Here is a 14848-nt window from a genome sequence, read left to right as displayed (position 1 = left end):
TAATGGTGGTGAGTTGTTTGAAAACAATTGTAGTTAATGCTAGTCCTAGAAAAAAAATGGAATACTGCTGAAATAATGCAATCAGCTCAAAAAGATGCTGAATCTGTTGGAGCTGAAACAGAATATATAAATTTATATGATTTAGTTTTTAAGGGATGTAGAAGTTGCCTTGCTTGTAAACTAAAAGAGAAAACCAAATGTAAATGTTATTGGAGAGATGATTTGACTCCATTAATTGATAAAATATTTGATGCTGATGCCTTATTGATAGGTTCGCCAATTTACTTTGGTCAACCTACAAGTGAGTTTAGAGCATTAGTTGAGAGATTAATTTTTTGTATCATGTCATATGATGATGGATCAAGTTATTTTGCAGGCAATGTTAATGTAGGGATATTCTACACGATGAACGCTCCGTTAGACTTTCACGAGCAATCCATGAAGGATAGTTTAACGAATACTGAGTTTTTATTCTCATTTTTAAATGGGGAGATAGTAACTTATCCTGTTTGCGATACGATTCAGGTTAGTGATTATTCAAAATTTAATATGAATGGTTTTTCGCAGGAACTTAAAGAAAAACAATGGGTTTTACAATTTCCTAAGGATTTAGAAAAAGCTTTTGAGATTGGTGCTCAATTGAGCAAATGATCCATAAAATTTTTACGTATACATTTTTCAAAAATGAGTACATTTATATACTAGTTCTTTAAAATACATTATTGTATACAAAAACATATTTTGTAATACAAATAAATAGAGTGATACTATGGCAAACCAAAAAAGAACTAAAAAATTTGTATGGGGAAATGAAAATTTCGGGGGATCATATACTCCCGGAGCATTTGAAATAAACTTCCCTGATGATATGTCTCGTGAAGAATTTGAAAAAATGTTTTCTAGAAAAATGGAATATTTGCACAAAAAAGGTAGTGATTTTGCAGAAGAAATTTTTGACCAGAAATCCAAAAAAGCAAACTTAAAACCATTAAGTCTTCGTGTTAAACCACATACTAAAGAGTTTTTCAAAAATTATTCTCTGCTTTCACCAAGAGAGGTACTTGAAATGTATGAAGAATTCAATAATGGTTCAGAAGCATTTATTAATTCATTAATTGAAGAAGAAAAACACCTGCAACAAGATTTAGTTGACATTCAAGAAAAATTACACAATGCAAAACTATTCAAAGATAAATTATCCGAAATTGAACCTGAAAGTGATGTTTTAACCGACCAAGGTAAAATCATTAAACTACAAAATATCTATAAAAATACCGAGATTAAAACAATTGGAAATGAAACTCCAATTAAAAAAGCTAAAAACGATATCATTCATGATATTCAAACATATAATACATTAAATGTTCATGTTCATGGTAATGAGTATTTGATAATTACTGTTTATACTAACTCCCAACCAATTGCTTATTATTTCAAAAATGAATATGATGATGAGGATATTGAAGATATTGTCACACATGTCAAAGAGTACTGCATGGAGAATGATATTGAATTTAGATTAAGTGAAACATCTATTGAATAAGTGTGAAAACATTTTTCACACTTAAACTAATTTTATATATGATGAAATTATTATTTTTAATCATGTCTGATTTTGAGGAAATACTAAATACAAGAAGAAGCATTCGTGAATATAAAGATATGGATGTTGAAAATGAAAAGATTCTTAAAATATTAAAAGCAGGAATGCAAGCGCCAGGATCAAGATTAGGTGCTGAACCATGGGAATTTGTTGTTGTAAAAAATAAGGAAACTCTAGCTAAAATTGGTGAAATTAAACCACGTGTTACAAATGCGCCAGTTGCAATTGTTCTTGTAGCAAATATTGAAAGAGCATTTTATAAAACAGTATGGCAACAAGATATGGGGGCTGCAGCTGAGAATATGTTGCTTGAAGCAGTAAATCTTGGTTTAGGTGGACTTTGGAATGGAGTTGCACCTGATGAAGAGCGAATGGTTGAAATTGGTAAAATAATTGGAATTGAGGATATTTCTGAAACTAAACCGTTCTGCATAATCACATTAGGTTATCCAGCCGATGGTTGGCAAAACAGGTTCATGGATAAATTTGACGAGAGAAAGATTCACTATGAAAAATACTAAATATGATTTTACAACGGTTGTAGATAGAAAAAACACCAATTCCGTTAAATGGGATTTTTTTGATGATGATCTTCCAATGGGGGTAGCAGATATGGATTTTAAAGTGGCTCCTAAAATCCAGGAAGCTATTGTAAAGAGAGCATCTCATCCAATATACGGATATACTTTTATTCCAGATGAGCTATTTGAAGCTTATATTAACTGGTGGGAAAGACGATATGATTTTAAAATGTCAAAAGAGGAAATGGCATATTCTACAGGTGTAATGTCATCAATATCTGCAATGATTAAATGTTTAACAGAAATTGGTGAAGAAATATTAATTCAATCACCAGTTTACCATGTATTTTCCTATTTTATTGAAGATAATCATCGTAAGGTCTTAGATAATGAGCTGGTATATGAGAATGGAGGATATAAAATCGATTTCGAGGATTTAGATGAGAAATTATCAAGAGTTAATGTGATGATACTTTGTAATCCCCACAATCCAGTTGGTAAAATTTGGTCTAGAGAGGATTTAGATAAAATTGAAGACTTATGTCTAAAACATGATGTTACTTTAATATCTGATGAAATTCATTGTGATTTAACTAATCCTGATGTTAAATACAATCCATTCAGATCAGCTGATAATGTTATCAGGTGCTTATCGCCTTCAAAATCATTTAATATTGCAGGTTTTCAAAGTTCAATCGTTCAAACTCAAAATTTAGAGTTATTGAATAAGATTAAAACAGGAATACATCTGGATAATTCTGATTCCTGCAATGTATTTGCTACAACTGCTGTCATTGCTGCCTATAACGATTCTGAAGACTGGTTTGAAGAGCTTAGGGAGGTATTATATGAAAATAAACAAATAGTTGATGAATTTTTAACTAATGAATTGCCTATAATTAAATTAGTTCAATGTGATGCGACTTATTTATTATGGCTTGATTGTTCTAAGCTTAATGTTCACTCAAAAGTATTATGTGAATTTTAAGAGAAAATCAAGGATTATTCTTATCTCCAGGTCATGAATTTGACGGTAATGGTAAAAACTTTTAAGGATGAATATTGCTTGTCCTAAGGATTTACTGCTCCAAGGACTATATAAATTAAAATCAGGAATAATTACTTATAAAACATTCAATAAATAATATTTGTCTCTTTGTTAAACCAAATTTCAAAACTTCAATCTCATAGTAGGTATTTTTGCCAAAACTAAAAATTAACCATTAATAAAATTATCAATTAACCAATGTGAAATACTGATGTCAGATGGATGATTTTTAATTTCATCTCTACTAAGCCATTTAGCTTCAATCAATTCATCATCATCAATTTTCAGTTCACCAGATTCATATTCTGCTGTAAATCCAATCATTAAAGAATTTGGAAATGGCCAGGATTGACTTTTTTGATAAGTAATATTTTTAACTTTAATTCCAACTTCCTCATCAATTTCCCTTTCAACGGCTTCTTCAAGGTTTTCTCCAGGTTCAACAAAACCTGCAATTATTGTGTATGGGTGATTTTTGTGATAACTGTGTCTTGCCATTAGCAATTTATCGTCCTTAGTGATTGCAACAATTATGGCAGGTGCAATTCTTGGATAGTGAACTTGTCCACATTCAAGACATTTCATCATCATGTCTTTTTCATCTATAACGTTTTTTGCACCGCAATGTCCGCAATATTGGAAAATGTTGTACCAATCATTTACAAGGACAGCTCTTGATGCAATGTGGTATAAATCATGATTAAACTCATATACATCTGCCAAATTACAATATTCCTCTTCTGTTTCAACATGGGCTGCAAATGCTTTTTTATCACAATAGGTGCCAATGTATAAACAAAAATTAATGTCGAAGTTATCTAGAGATTTTGGCAATTTTTTATCGTCATCTAAGTATAATTCCCTATTTTTATTAAAAACAAATAAATAATCCTCACTGTCCGGTGTTATTGTTTCATCAAAATCAATTTGGTAATTTTCATAAAGTGATTTTTCTATCATGATATTTAATTTGTAGTAGGTTTTATATGAAATTAAGTACATATATTATATAGGTGATATTATGGTATCTGAAAATATGGAAAAAGCATTAAATGCTCAATTAAATGCTGAAATTTACTCTGGATATTTATATTTATCCATGGCAGCTTATTTTGAAGATGAAGACTTATCCGGTTTTGCTAATTGGATGAGAGTACAAGCAAATGAAGAATTGGATCATGGAATGAAATTTTATGATTACATTATAAGAAGGGGAGCTTCCGTAACCTTAACTGCAATCGAAGGACCTCAAACCGAATGGGATTCTCCATTAGCATCACTTGAACATGTGCTTAAACATGAACAAATGGTAACCGGTTTAATTAATAATTTAGTTAACTTAGCTATTGAAGAAAAAGACCATGCAACTAACAACTTCTTACAATGGTTTGTTGAAGAACAAGTTGAAGAAGAAGAAAATGCAATGGAATTACTAGCTAAAGCTAAATTAGCTGATGGTGATAAAAGATTAATGTATCAGTTAAACAATGAATTAGGTGAAAGAGTACCTTCTCAAGACTAGATTTTTTCTAGTCAACTTTTTTTTTAAATCCAGGATGGGACATGAAATTTTTTAATTTTTCATAGAATTTTTTTTTATTTTAAAAATTTTTTTGCAATAATTTTATTTTTCAGTTGTTTTCTATTGTTTATTTCGTTGTATATTCTTTTTTAAGTTGTGTCCTATTGTGTATAGTTTAAACTCTGTATTTACTTGTTTTAAGCCTGTTGTTGTGAATTTTGTTAGGTTTATGTTTTGTTTCATGTTTTGCAAATGGTAGTTTCTGCTGTTTTTTTGAGCGTATTTTTGTAGATTTTTTTTGGTGGGGCTTTTGTGGTTTTCTATTTTTCTTTGCATTTTTATTTTTGAAATATTTTCCATAGTCAGTGATTATTCTGTATTGTTGTGTTTTTACTGTAATATTTTTGTACTGGGCAGTTTTTGCATTCTTTGGTCCAATGTGTGATTCTTGTTTTGTTTTTGTATTGGTATTCGCTTTTTTTTCTATAGTGGTTGACCAATTGGGGGGGAAGATATAGGTCATCATTTCGTGATCATAGTTGATAATTAATCTTTGGAAAAATGGTTTTTCGGACAATTATTATACTATTTTTTTTCTTTTCTTGAGAGTTTTCGTGAGGATATGTAACCGTCAAGGTCCATGTTTTTTCAAGATATTCTGTGTTTTTCATCTGTTGAATAGTCATTATCTGCACTTACTTGGTAATTAACAGGCATTTTCATCGTTATATTTCTGTTAAATTTGATTGTACTTGTTCCATTTAATGGAACAAGTTCGTAATGGTCTGTTGGATTGTATTGTTATGTATGATGCTAGGATTATTCTTTTATGTGAGTCTACAGCAATCTGTCCATTGTAATCCAAATTCCCCATTTTACCTTTTTTTTATTAATCATAAAAATCTTGAATCTGGATCATTTACACTTAATTACATCATTTTTTCCAGAATTCTTTAAGCTTTTCTTCGAGTGTTTCAAGCTTTTTTGTAAATTTTTTTTCAGGATTTTTCTTCTGGATTGTTTTAAGAGGTTTTTACTTGAAGTTCTCAATTTATCTTTGGTCTCCATCATTTTTTCAGAGGATTTATTGATTTTCTCTTACTGTTTCTTGGAATTTTTGTTTGTTTGTTAATATGATTCAGGAATACTAATTTTTCCAGATTCATCGCCCAATTCCAAATCTTCTTCTTGATCCAATTTATAATACTTTTCTTCCAAGTGTTCTTTTCATGATTATTTTTAATTGTTGTTCATTGGTTATTATTTTTTAAAGATGTTTTTGCTTTTACTTTAGTTCCATCTAAAAATTAAATGGTGGATTTTAATTAAATCTTCCTTCTTTTGCAAATCTTTAAAAGTTGTTTTAAAAGCTTCATCAATTAAATCAGGTATAATCCAATTTGAATCTTATAAAATTGTCCCTATAAACTGGCTTTTGCATGCCTGCTAAAGTACATATAAGCAATATTCAGTTCTTGTTCTTCTCTCAATTAGGAGAAGACAATTCACCATCAAAAACACTCATTAAAATCAATCCTAAGCAATATTTCACGAGGATAAGCAGGTTCACCAGGCTTATCACGAAACTCCTTGTTAGCTTCGGAACAATCAATTTGATCAACCAGACTTTTAATAAAATAACACGGATGACCTTCAGGAATCAAATTACTCAAGTCCATAGGCACCAACATAGTCTGATTAATAGTATCATCTTTTAAAACCATAAATAAAACAACCATAAATATTAATATTTATAATAAAAGATTGTACTTCATAGTATATAAAATTAAAGGAAAAAAAATAAGCGAAAAAAATTTTAAAAATTAATGAGAATCATGTCCCATCCTGAAAAAAGAAAAAAAAGATGTAAAAATTTACATCATTGGAGGCATTCCACCCATAGCGGAAGGATCCATACCCATATCTTCAGGGCCTTTTGTGGATGCAATTACATCATCGATTCTTAAAATCATTTCAGCAGATTCGGATGCAGATTGAATAGCTTGTTTTTTAACACGTTTAGGTTCAATTACACCAGCTTCTTTCATGTCTGCTACTTTACCTGTGAATACATCCAATCCCATGTAGAAAGATTTTTCTTGTGCCGCTCTTAAATCTACTAAGGAGTCAATACTATCTAAACCAGCGTTTTCAGCTAAGGTTTTAGGTACGATTTCTAAAGCTTCTGCAAATGCATTTACTGCTAATTGTTCTCTTCCGGAAATAGATTCCGCATAATCTTTGAGTTTTTTAGCCATTGCAATTTCAGGAGCTCCTCCACCAGCAACAACTTCATCATCCTCTATGGTAGCTGCTACTACACCAATTGCATCTTCAATTGCCCTTACAATTTCATCTACAATGTGTTTGGTACTTCCCCTTACAAATAAAGTTACAGATTTTGCACCTGAGCATTCTTCTACGAAAATCATTTCTTCGCCGGATATTTTTCTTTCTTCAACAGTTCCAGCAATACCTAAATCATCAGCAGTCAAATCATCTAAGTTAGTAATAACATTAGCACCGGTTGCTCTGGATAATTTTTCAATATCGGATTTTTTAACTCTTCTTACTGCCAATACTCCAGCTTTAGACAAGTAGTGTTGTGCTAAGTCATCAATACCTTTTTGTGCAAATAATACATTTGCACCAGCATCAACCACTTTATCCACCATATCTTTAACCATTTTTTCTTCTTGTTCAATGAAAGCTTGCATTTGAGCAGGATCAGTAATTCTGATTTCAGCATCAACTTCAGTTTCTTTTACTTCCAATGGTGCGTTAACCAATGCGATTTTAGCATCTTTGATTTCAGATGGCATACCTGGGTGTACTCTTTCTTTATCTACGATTACACCTTCAACTAAGTTAGATTCTTCAACAACAGCTCCATCTTTTTTCTCGATTTTGATGTTATCAGCATCAACTACGCCGTTTTCTGCTACAGCTTCAACAGCATCTACGATTAATTTTGCTAATGGTTCACGTGCTGCTTCAGTTCCTTTACCAGTCATAGCAGTCATAGCTACTTTCATTAAGGTTTCAGAATCTACTTCATCGATTGCGATTTCATCTAAGATTTCTTGTGCTTTTTCAGCGGCTTTTCTGTATCCCATAGCTATGATTGTTGGGTGGATATCAGAATCAAGTAATCCTTCAGATTTTTTTAATAATTCACCAGCAATAATTACTGCAGTTGTAGTTCCATCCCCAACTTCATCTTCTTGGGTTTTTGCTACTTCCACAAGCATTTTTGCTGCAGGATGCTCAATATCCATTTCTTTCAAGATGGTTACACCATCATTGGTTACAACAATATCTCCAAGTCCATCGACTAACATTTTGTCCATTCCTTTTGGACCTAAAGTAGTTCTTACAGTTTCAGCTAATACTTTACCAGCTAAAATGTTATTTCTTTGTGCATCTTTACCGACAGACCTGTTAGTACCTTCAGGTAAAATAAAAATTGGTTGTCCTTGTGCCATTAATAATCACCTTTTTTAGTTTATAAATAATTAGATCAGTTTAAACATCAACATGAGAAAATAAGTTATAGTGTTGACAAAACCTTTCTACATAATACATGAGTTTAAGGTTATATAAATACTTTGCGATATAAAGTAAATTAAAGTAAGAAAAAGATGAATTGAAAATCCATATGAAAATGACTCTTGAAATATTGAATTGAGCGAAGAGCATTCTAATTGAAATTATATGAAACTGCCAAATAATTGGCATTAGGATTAATTAAATGAAAGAATATCTAAAAAATATGTAAGGAATTAAAATAGAATATACATGAAGATAATGAATATATGAAAAATGAAAAAAATAATTTGGCAAAGTTATCTGCCCTGTTTTTTCTCTAATCTGAAAGGAGGAGTAGCTTCCTGAGTTTCATAAGCTTCTTGTTCCTCTTGCAAATCATTAAAGAAATTATTAATTTCTTCTAATCTTACGATTTTATCTTCTTTTCTTTGTAACTCACTTTGAAGCCTAATATAGTCTTCACGTGAAACAGAATGTTCTTTTAAATAACGAAGTTCGCTTTCACGAGCATTGAGTTCAGTTTGCAATTCATTTTGAAGATTAATATAATCCTCTTTAGAAACAGACCTTTCCTTTAAATAGTTAATTTCACTATTTCTAGCATCAATTTCACTATCAAATCTTTCTTGAAGATTGATGTAATCTTGTTTAGGAACAGAATTTTCCTGTAACTCCGCAAGTTGACCATCTAAAGATTTAATTTCATGACTAAATTTAGACTGTAAATCTTCATAGTCTTTTTTAGGGATAGAGTCATGTTTTAAATCTTCGATTTCAGTGTTCATCGCATTAATTTCAGAGGTGAATTGAGTTTGAAGGGAAATATATTCATCTCTAGGAATTGTTTGTTGTTTTAACATATCGAATTCAGTATTAATTTGAGCAATTTCACTTTCTTTAATACGAATTTCATTATTTTTAAGCTCAATTTGCTTTTCAAGCTCTAAAATTTGTGCTTGAGCTTCAACATCATTTTCTAATTTAAGAATTTTAATTTTATATTCATCAATTGTTCTTGAAAGAGTGTTAATTTGAGCATCTTTTTCTGCATTACTTATATAAGACTCATTTAATCTTTCATTAACATCAGCTAATTCTTTTTTCTTATAATCACGCAATTGTTCTGCGAAATACTCTTTAATTTCATCAAGAGAATTATTTACATAATCCAATTCATAGATTCTATCTTCTTGATTTTTAATAAGAATATCTTTTTCTTCCATCTGCTTTTTCAAAAGATTAATTTCATCTTCAGCTTTAAATTTAATAACAGAAACTTCTTTTTCTTTATCTATGATATTTTTTTCAAGTTCTTTAATTCGCTGTGGAGTGTTGTCATTGGCTTTTTCTACTTCAAGCACGGTTAACTCTAATTTTAGTGAATTAAGTTCAAGTAGGCAAGAACGAATTAAAGATTGTAAAGTATCTTTTTCATCATCAATTCCAAGTTCCATTCTATCCCTTAGTTTAAATTTTTCCCAATATTCATTTCCAAATAATAATTTAATATTAAATTGAAAATTATGATATATTTTACAATATAATTCCTTGTTATAAAGTATTAATTTTATACTATTTAAATTAAACCCTTAAATTAATTGAAAAATGAAATTAAAAACAGATAGAAAACAGATAGAAAAACTAGAAAATATTAAAAAAAATAGAATAAAATAATTGATAAAATTAAAGTATTTTATCATTAATCAATTCTGCATTTAAAATAGAAGCTCCAGCTGCACCGCGAATGGTATTATGTCCAACCAAAATATATTTAAAGCTATTGTCAAATGCTGCATCTTTTCTGAGTCTACCAACAGTAACAGACATGCCATCACCACCATTTCTATCCATTCTCGGTTGTGGCCTGTCAGATTCCTCTTTGACAATTACTGGATTTTCAGGAGCTGAGAATAAATTAAGTTCCTGAGGCAAACCTTTAAAGTTAGCCATGTTGTCCTTTACATCATCAATTTCGAATTCATCAGCAAGGTCGATGAAAACCGCTTCAGTATGACCATCAATAACCGGCACCCTATGACATGATGCGCTTAATTTGAAATCCGCTCTAACTACATCATTTCCATCATATGATCCAAGCAAATAAAGTGATTCGCTTTCCATTTTTTCTTCTTCCCCTCCTATGTAAGGAACAAGATTATCAACAATAGCCATTGATGGAACACCATTATAACCTGCACCAGAGACAGCCTGCATAGTTGACACTCTAACCGATTTAACATTGAAATTATCAACAATAGGTTTTAATGTTAAAGCTAAAGCAATAGTAGAACAATTTGGATTAGTTACAATGAATCCATCCCAGTCATTTTCCTTTTGTTGAGCATCAATCATGTCTAAACATTCAGGATTGACTTCAGGAATTACTAATGGAATGTTTTTATTCATTCTATGTGCACTGGCATTACTTGCAACAACATAATCTTTTGCAAATTCCTTCTCAACAGTAAGTGCAAAATCGGCTGGAAGAGATGAAAATACAATATCCACATCATCATCCATAGATTCAGGATTAGTTTCAATGACCTCTATGTCTTTTACAGACTCGGGCATTTCATTATCCATATACCAAGTAGTGGCATCCTCATATCTTTTACCCGCAGACCTAGAAGATGCTGCTAAAGCTGTAACTTCAAAATCTGGATGATTTTCAAGCAATTGTATAAATCTTTGACCTACCATCCCAGTTGCTCCAAGTATTCCTACATTAACCATATTTAACACCTAGTCTAATCCTATAACATCATTCATGCTACTAACAACACCAGTTTCAGCATTTGGAATGTATCTAATAGCTTTAATTACCCCAGCAATAAATACTTCTCTTGAATGTGCTTGATGTTTGAGTTCAATTCTCTCCCCATCACCGACAAACATCACAGTATGATCACCAACAATATCTCCGCCACGGATAGCATGAACTCCAATTTCTTCAGGAGTTCTTTTTCCAACTAAACCATGCCTTCCATAAACTCCAACTTCTTCAGTGTCCCTGCCTAATTCTTCAGCAATAACTTCGAATGCAGTCATAGCTGTTCCGGATGGAGCGTCCTTTTTCTGGTTGTGGTGAGCTTCAATAATTTCAATATCGAAATCATATAACAATGGAGCTAATTTCTTTAAAGTATTGAAGAATACATTGACTCCAATAGACATGTTTGAAGAAATAACTGCCGGAACATTGTTTTTTTTAACATTATTAATGTTTGATTGCATTTGCTCTTCACTAAATCCAGTAGTGCCTACAACAATTCCAACACCACAAGAAGTTGCAATTTTAATAGTTTCAACTGCTGCAGGAGCAATAGTGAAATCAACCAATACATCAGAGTCTGTTGCTTTTAAAGTTTCTTCTAATTTTTCAGAACCGACAATTTCAACACCAATTTCCCCAATTCCAGCTTGAAGACCAGCATCTTTTCCTGCAAGAGGAGTGTTAGGCATTTCAATAGCTGCAACTACTTCCATATCATCCTGTTCTGTGATTTTTTTAATAATTCCAGAGCCCATTCTTCCTGATGCTCCAGTTACGGCTACTTTAATCATATTATTACCTGCTTAAATTAATTCTGAGTCTTTCAATGCTTTTTTAAGAATTTCAACATTTTCTTCTTTCATTTCGCCTAACGGTTGTCTTAAAGGTCCCGCTGGCAATCCCATAATATTCATTGCGGTTTTAACAGGAACCGGATTACTTTCAATAAATAATGCTCTGATTAATTCAAGCATTTCATAGTGAAGTTCCATAGCTCTTGTATAATCATCATTTAAGATACTGTCAACCATTAAAACCATTCTTCTAGCATCAACATTAGCAGAAGCAGAAATTACCCCAGTTGCTCCTACAGCCATGAGAGGCAAAGTCAATGAATCCTCGCCTGAAAGAATATTGAAATCATCTTCAAGCCCTTCCAAAGTAAGTGATCTGTAAATGTCGGATACTTTATCAACACTTCCACTAGCTTCTTTAACAGCGTCAACACCATCAATTTTAGCCAATTCTACAATAGTTTCAACATCCATATTAATTCCAGTACGGGAGGGTACATTATATGCAATAATTGAAATATCAGCTGCTTCAGCAACAGTTCTGTAATGTTCAATCATTGCATGCTGTTGTGGTTTGTTGTAATATGGAGTGATTAATAATGCAGAGTCTGCTCCAGCATCATAAGCATATTTAGTTAAAGAAATGGCCTCAGAAGTTGCATTACTTCCGGTGCCTGCTACAGTATCAACCCTGCCATCAACTTCATCAACTAAAATATCGATGATTTTTTGATGTTCTTCATGGGTTACAGTAGCAGATTCGCCAGTAGTGCCTGCACCTACTAAACCTGAGACTCCTTTCTCAATCAAATAGTTAATATTTGACCTGAATCCATCTTCATCAATTTCTTTATTTTCTGTGAATGGAGTTACCATTGCAACATATGTTCCTTCAAAGTTCATTCTAAAACCTCATTAATTAATTCACGTGCTTTATCACCATCTTCCCAGTTAACGAATAATACAATAGCTGTTTGTGATGAAATAATCTCGACAATGTTGATATCATTTTTCCTAAGTGGCTCTGTAATATCTGAAATAATTCCTGGAGTATCAATTATATCCGGACTTACAAATGTAATCATTGCAGTATCCCTTCCTAGAGATAGGGAACTTAACACATCAGTTTCAAGAACTACATTATGCAATAAATGATATGCCTTGTTCGAATCAGCTTTATCCACAAATGCGGTAATTGAGTTTTGACCAGCTGAAATACCGAAAATATTAATATCTTCCTCAGCTAGACTTCCAGTTAAACGAGCTAGCAAACCGGTAGTTTTTACCATTGCCTCTCCGACAATAGCTATAAGAGAAATAGGATTCTTGTACTTAGTTACACATTTCATCATGTCACCTTCATAAGGACCTACAATACGTGTGCCTTTAGAGGACAAATCCCCATTAGCGAAATTTATAATTTTTGCAGTTATTAATGGATCTTTATATTTTAATGCATGAGGATGTAAAACCTGAGCTCCATGAGTGGCTAAGTCTCTCATTTCTTCAACTGAAATTTTATCTAATAGTTCAGCCTCTTTTATTTTATTAGGATCAGTTGACATTACACCATCTACATCAGTTACAATTATCACTTCATTTGCATCTAAACAATGCCCAATTAAAAATGCAGTTACATCACTGCCCCCTCTTCCAAGAGTTGTGATTTCACCATTAGGGCCTTGTCCTAAAAATCCGCAAATAACTGGAATAATTCCTTGATTGACAATTTGTATAATCCTTTCAGTTATTTTATTAGTTGTATTAAAATCAATTTTTGCTTCTAAGTAATTGGAATCAGTTTTGATTGGCCATAACTCACTATAAGGATCAATAAATTCTGACTTTACACCTAAAGATTCGATAGTTGCTGAAAATAACCTAGCACTGGTCAATTCACCCATAGCCATAATTTCTGCCTTTTGTTTATCCGTTAAACTTCTACCAATAGCTTCATCAGATAATCCGATGAGGTCATCAGTAGTCTTATTTACAGCTGAAACTACAACTACTACTTGGTTACCTTTCATATATTCATTCACGACTGATTGCGCCGCTTTTTTGATTCTAGAACCATCACCTACCGAGGTTCCACCAAATTTTACTACTACTAAATCCATTAAGTTCACCTATTTCTTAAAAATATTAATTGAATTTTTGTTAGATTATCAATTAAATAAAATATACATTTCTATTTCTATTTAATCATATTAATAAACTTTAATTAAAACATGGGACTGTCAACTTGTTAGGTCTTGAGTGTGTATTTTGTGTTTATTTTTTTATTTTTCATTTTAATCTGTAGTTCATGTTGAATTTTCTTGTAGGTGTGGGTCTTCTGGCCAATTTTCTGTTTTTTTTAAATTTTTTCAGACGATTTGATGCATAATTTGATTATTGTTCGATGGATATTTGTCGTTTTTAGGTGTAATTTTCGATGTAATATCTGTTTTTAATGTGTTGTAATTAGTTTCTATTCCCCATTTTTGAGAGTAAATTTCAAATATCTTCTGTTGTCTATCATGTTTCTAATATATAAACTTTTCTTAGTTGAATAGAACAAGCAGTTAAAATTAATTAGATAAAATAAAAAAAATTGACCAAGAAAAATGGCCAATAGATTTTATTATATAAGCTATTTTGAAAATAAACAATTAGTAAATCTATTTGATTGCTAATTTGATATCTTCAGCTTTTACAGTTTTTCTACCAGCGTGGCGTGCGAAATTAACAGCTTTTTGTGCGATTTCGTCACCTTTTTCTTCTAATGCTTCAGCTAATGCAATTTTTGCATCGTCACTAATTCTTTGTGCGCCAGCATTTTTTAAGATACGACCGACTGGTGCGATTGGTAATTCACTCATAATTACACCTCCAATTAAAAGATAGTAAACAATAGTATATAAAGGTATCGGTAAAACTCAATAATAATCGCTCATATTATACCACAATAACTGTTACAAAATACTTTTGAATATTAAAAAAAAATATAGATATTATAAAAATTTAAAGCATAAAAAAAGACAATTATATAAAAA

The 14848-nt window shown here is 31.4% G+C and carries 15 protein-coding genes; 5 read left to right on the top strand and 10 right to left on the bottom strand.

Annotation, left to right across the window (positions count from 1 at the left end):
* The first annotated feature begins 36 nt into the window (after nt 1–36).
* The 4 genes from Q9968_RS01965 to Q9968_RS01950 all read left to right on the top strand — a co-directional run bounded on the left by Q9968_RS01965 (nt 37) and on the right by Q9968_RS01950 (nt 3112).
* Nucleotides 37–651: a flavodoxin family protein gene (locus tag Q9968_RS01965; protein ID WP_305512949.1), complete on the top strand. Its 615-nt coding sequence runs from the start codon at nt 37–39 to the stop codon at nt 649–651.
* 118 nt (nt 652–769) lie between these two features.
* Nucleotides 770–1543 (top strand): hypothetical protein, encoded by a 774-nt coding sequence (locus Q9968_RS01960; RefSeq protein ID WP_305512947.1) that lies wholly within the window; start codon nt 770–772, stop codon nt 1541–1543.
* A 62-nt stretch (nt 1544–1605) separates the two neighbouring features.
* Nucleotides 1606–2124, top strand: a complete 519-nt coding sequence (locus Q9968_RS01955; RefSeq protein ID WP_305512945.1) for a nitroreductase family protein — start codon at nt 1606–1608, stop codon at nt 2122–2124.
* Nucleotides 2111–3112 (top strand): MalY/PatB family protein, encoded by a 1002-nt coding sequence (locus Q9968_RS01950; RefSeq protein WP_305512944.1) that lies wholly within the window; start codon nt 2111–2113, stop codon nt 3110–3112. The genes Q9968_RS01955 and Q9968_RS01950 overlap by 14 nt, the downstream gene beginning before the upstream one ends.
* A gap of 228 nt (nt 3113–3340) precedes the next feature.
* On the opposite strand, the gene nudC is transcribed toward Q9968_RS01950, so the two are convergent.
* Complete coding sequence (gene nudC / locus Q9968_RS01945) at nt 3341–4132, bottom strand: NAD(+) diphosphatase (RefSeq protein ID WP_305512943.1); 792 nt, start codon at nt 4130–4132, stop codon at nt 3341–3343.
* 61 nt (nt 4133–4193) lie between these two features.
* Between nudC and Q9968_RS01940 the strand changes: the two genes are divergently transcribed.
* Nucleotides 4194–4694 (top strand): ferritin, encoded by a 501-nt coding sequence (locus Q9968_RS01940; protein ID WP_305512942.1) that lies wholly within the window; start codon nt 4194–4196, stop codon nt 4692–4694.
* Nucleotides 4695–4814: 120 nt separating this feature from the next.
* On the opposite strand, the gene Q9968_RS01935 is transcribed toward Q9968_RS01940, so the two are convergent.
* The 9 genes from Q9968_RS01935 to Q9968_RS01895 all read right to left on the bottom strand — a co-directional run bounded on the left by Q9968_RS01935 (nt 4815) and on the right by Q9968_RS01895 (nt 14674).
* Complete coding sequence (locus tag Q9968_RS01935) at nt 4815–5030, bottom strand: transposase (protein ID WP_305512958.1); 216 nt, start codon at nt 5028–5030, stop codon at nt 4815–4817.
* A gap of 1175 nt (nt 5031–6205) precedes the next feature.
* Complete coding sequence (locus Q9968_RS01930) at nt 6206–6418, bottom strand: hypothetical protein (protein ID WP_305512941.1); 213 nt, start codon at nt 6416–6418, stop codon at nt 6206–6208.
* 150 nt (nt 6419–6568) lie between these two features.
* Complete coding sequence (thsA, locus tag Q9968_RS01925) at nt 6569–8179, bottom strand: thermosome subunit alpha (protein WP_305512940.1); 1611 nt, start codon at nt 8177–8179, stop codon at nt 6569–6571.
* Nucleotides 8180–8539: 360 nt separating this feature from the next.
* On the bottom strand, nt 8540–9697 hold the full coding sequence (locus Q9968_RS01920; protein WP_305512939.1) for a hypothetical protein: 1158 nt from the start codon (nt 9695–9697) through the stop codon (nt 8540–8542).
* A 229-nt stretch (nt 9698–9926) separates the two neighbouring features.
* The gene (gene asd, locus Q9968_RS01915) at nt 9927–10976 is read right to left on the bottom strand and encodes an aspartate-semialdehyde dehydrogenase (RefSeq protein ID WP_305512937.1); all 1050 of its coding nucleotides are present in this window, start codon (nt 10974–10976) and stop codon (nt 9927–9929) included.
* 9 nt (nt 10977–10985) lie between these two features.
* Entirely contained in the window at nt 10986–11807 is an 822-nt protein-coding gene (gene dapB / locus Q9968_RS01910; RefSeq protein WP_305512935.1) for a 4-hydroxy-tetrahydrodipicolinate reductase, read from the bottom strand.
* Nucleotides 11808–11819: 12 nt separating this feature from the next.
* On the bottom strand, nt 11820–12713 hold the full coding sequence (gene dapA / locus Q9968_RS01905) for a 4-hydroxy-tetrahydrodipicolinate synthase (RefSeq protein ID WP_305512933.1): 894 nt from the start codon (nt 12711–12713) through the stop codon (nt 11820–11822).
* A complete protein-coding gene (locus tag Q9968_RS01900) occupies nt 12710–13930 on the bottom strand; it encodes an aspartate kinase (RefSeq protein ID WP_305512931.1) in 1221 nt (406 codons plus the stop codon). Before Q9968_RS01900 ends, dapA begins: the two co-directional genes overlap by 4 nt.
* Before the next feature lie 543 nt (nt 13931–14473).
* Nucleotides 14474–14674, bottom strand: a complete 201-nt coding sequence (locus Q9968_RS01895) for a histone family protein (protein ID WP_042691314.1) — start codon at nt 14672–14674, stop codon at nt 14474–14476.
* Nucleotides 14675–14848: the final 174 nt, after the last annotated feature.

The organism is Methanobrevibacter sp. V14, assembly GCF_963082475.1.
GTDB lineage: Archaea > Methanobacteriota > Methanobacteria > Methanobacteriales > Methanobacteriaceae > Methanocatella.
Note: the sequence above shows the minus strand (reverse complement) of the source record. Positions and strands in the feature narration are given on the sequence as shown.

Coding starts and splice junctions, on each gene's coding strand:
- Q9968_RS01965 (WP_305512949.1), top strand. CDS start 37: ATGCTAGTCCTAGAAAAAAAATGGAATACTGCTGAAATAATGCAATCA.
- Q9968_RS01960 (WP_305512947.1), top strand. CDS start 770: ATGGCAAACCAAAAAAGAACTAAAAAATTTGTATGGGGAAATGAAAAT.
- Q9968_RS01955 (WP_305512945.1), top strand. CDS start 1,606: ATGTCTGATTTTGAGGAAATACTAAATACAAGAAGAAGCATTCGTGAA.
- Q9968_RS01950 (WP_305512944.1), top strand. CDS start 2,111: ATGAAAAATACTAAATATGATTTTACAACGGTTGTAGATAGAAAAAAC.
- nudC (WP_305512943.1), bottom strand. CDS start 4,132: ATGATAGAAAAATCACTTTATGAAAATTACCAAATTGATTTTGATGAA.
- Q9968_RS01940 (WP_305512942.1), top strand. CDS start 4,194: ATGGTATCTGAAAATATGGAAAAAGCATTAAATGCTCAATTAAATGCT.
- Q9968_RS01935 (WP_305512958.1), bottom strand. CDS start 5,030: ATGCAAAGAAAAATAGAAAACCACAAAAGCCCCACCAAAAAAAATCTA.
- Q9968_RS01930 (WP_305512941.1), bottom strand. CDS start 6,418: ATGGTTTTAAAAGATGATACTATTAATCAGACTATGTTGGTGCCTATG.
- thsA (WP_305512940.1), bottom strand. CDS start 8,179: ATGGCACAAGGACAACCAATTTTTATTTTACCTGAAGGTACTAACAGG.
- Q9968_RS01920 (WP_305512939.1), bottom strand. CDS start 9,697: ATGGAACTTGGAATTGATGATGAAAAAGATACTTTACAATCTTTAATT.
- asd (WP_305512937.1), bottom strand. CDS start 10,976: ATGGTTAATGTAGGAATACTTGGAGCAACTGGGATGGTAGGTCAAAGA.
- dapB (WP_305512935.1), bottom strand. CDS start 11,807: ATGATTAAAGTAGCCGTAACTGGAGCATCAGGAAGAATGGGCTCTGGA.
- dapA (WP_305512933.1), bottom strand. CDS start 12,713: ATGAACTTTGAAGGAACATATGTTGCAATGGTAACTCCATTCACAGAA.
- Q9968_RS01900 (WP_305512931.1), bottom strand. CDS start 13,930: ATGGATTTAGTAGTAGTAAAATTTGGTGGAACCTCGGTAGGTGATGGT.
- Q9968_RS01895 (WP_042691314.1), bottom strand. CDS start 14,674: ATGAGTGAATTACCAATCGCACCAGTCGGTCGTATCTTAAAAAATGCT.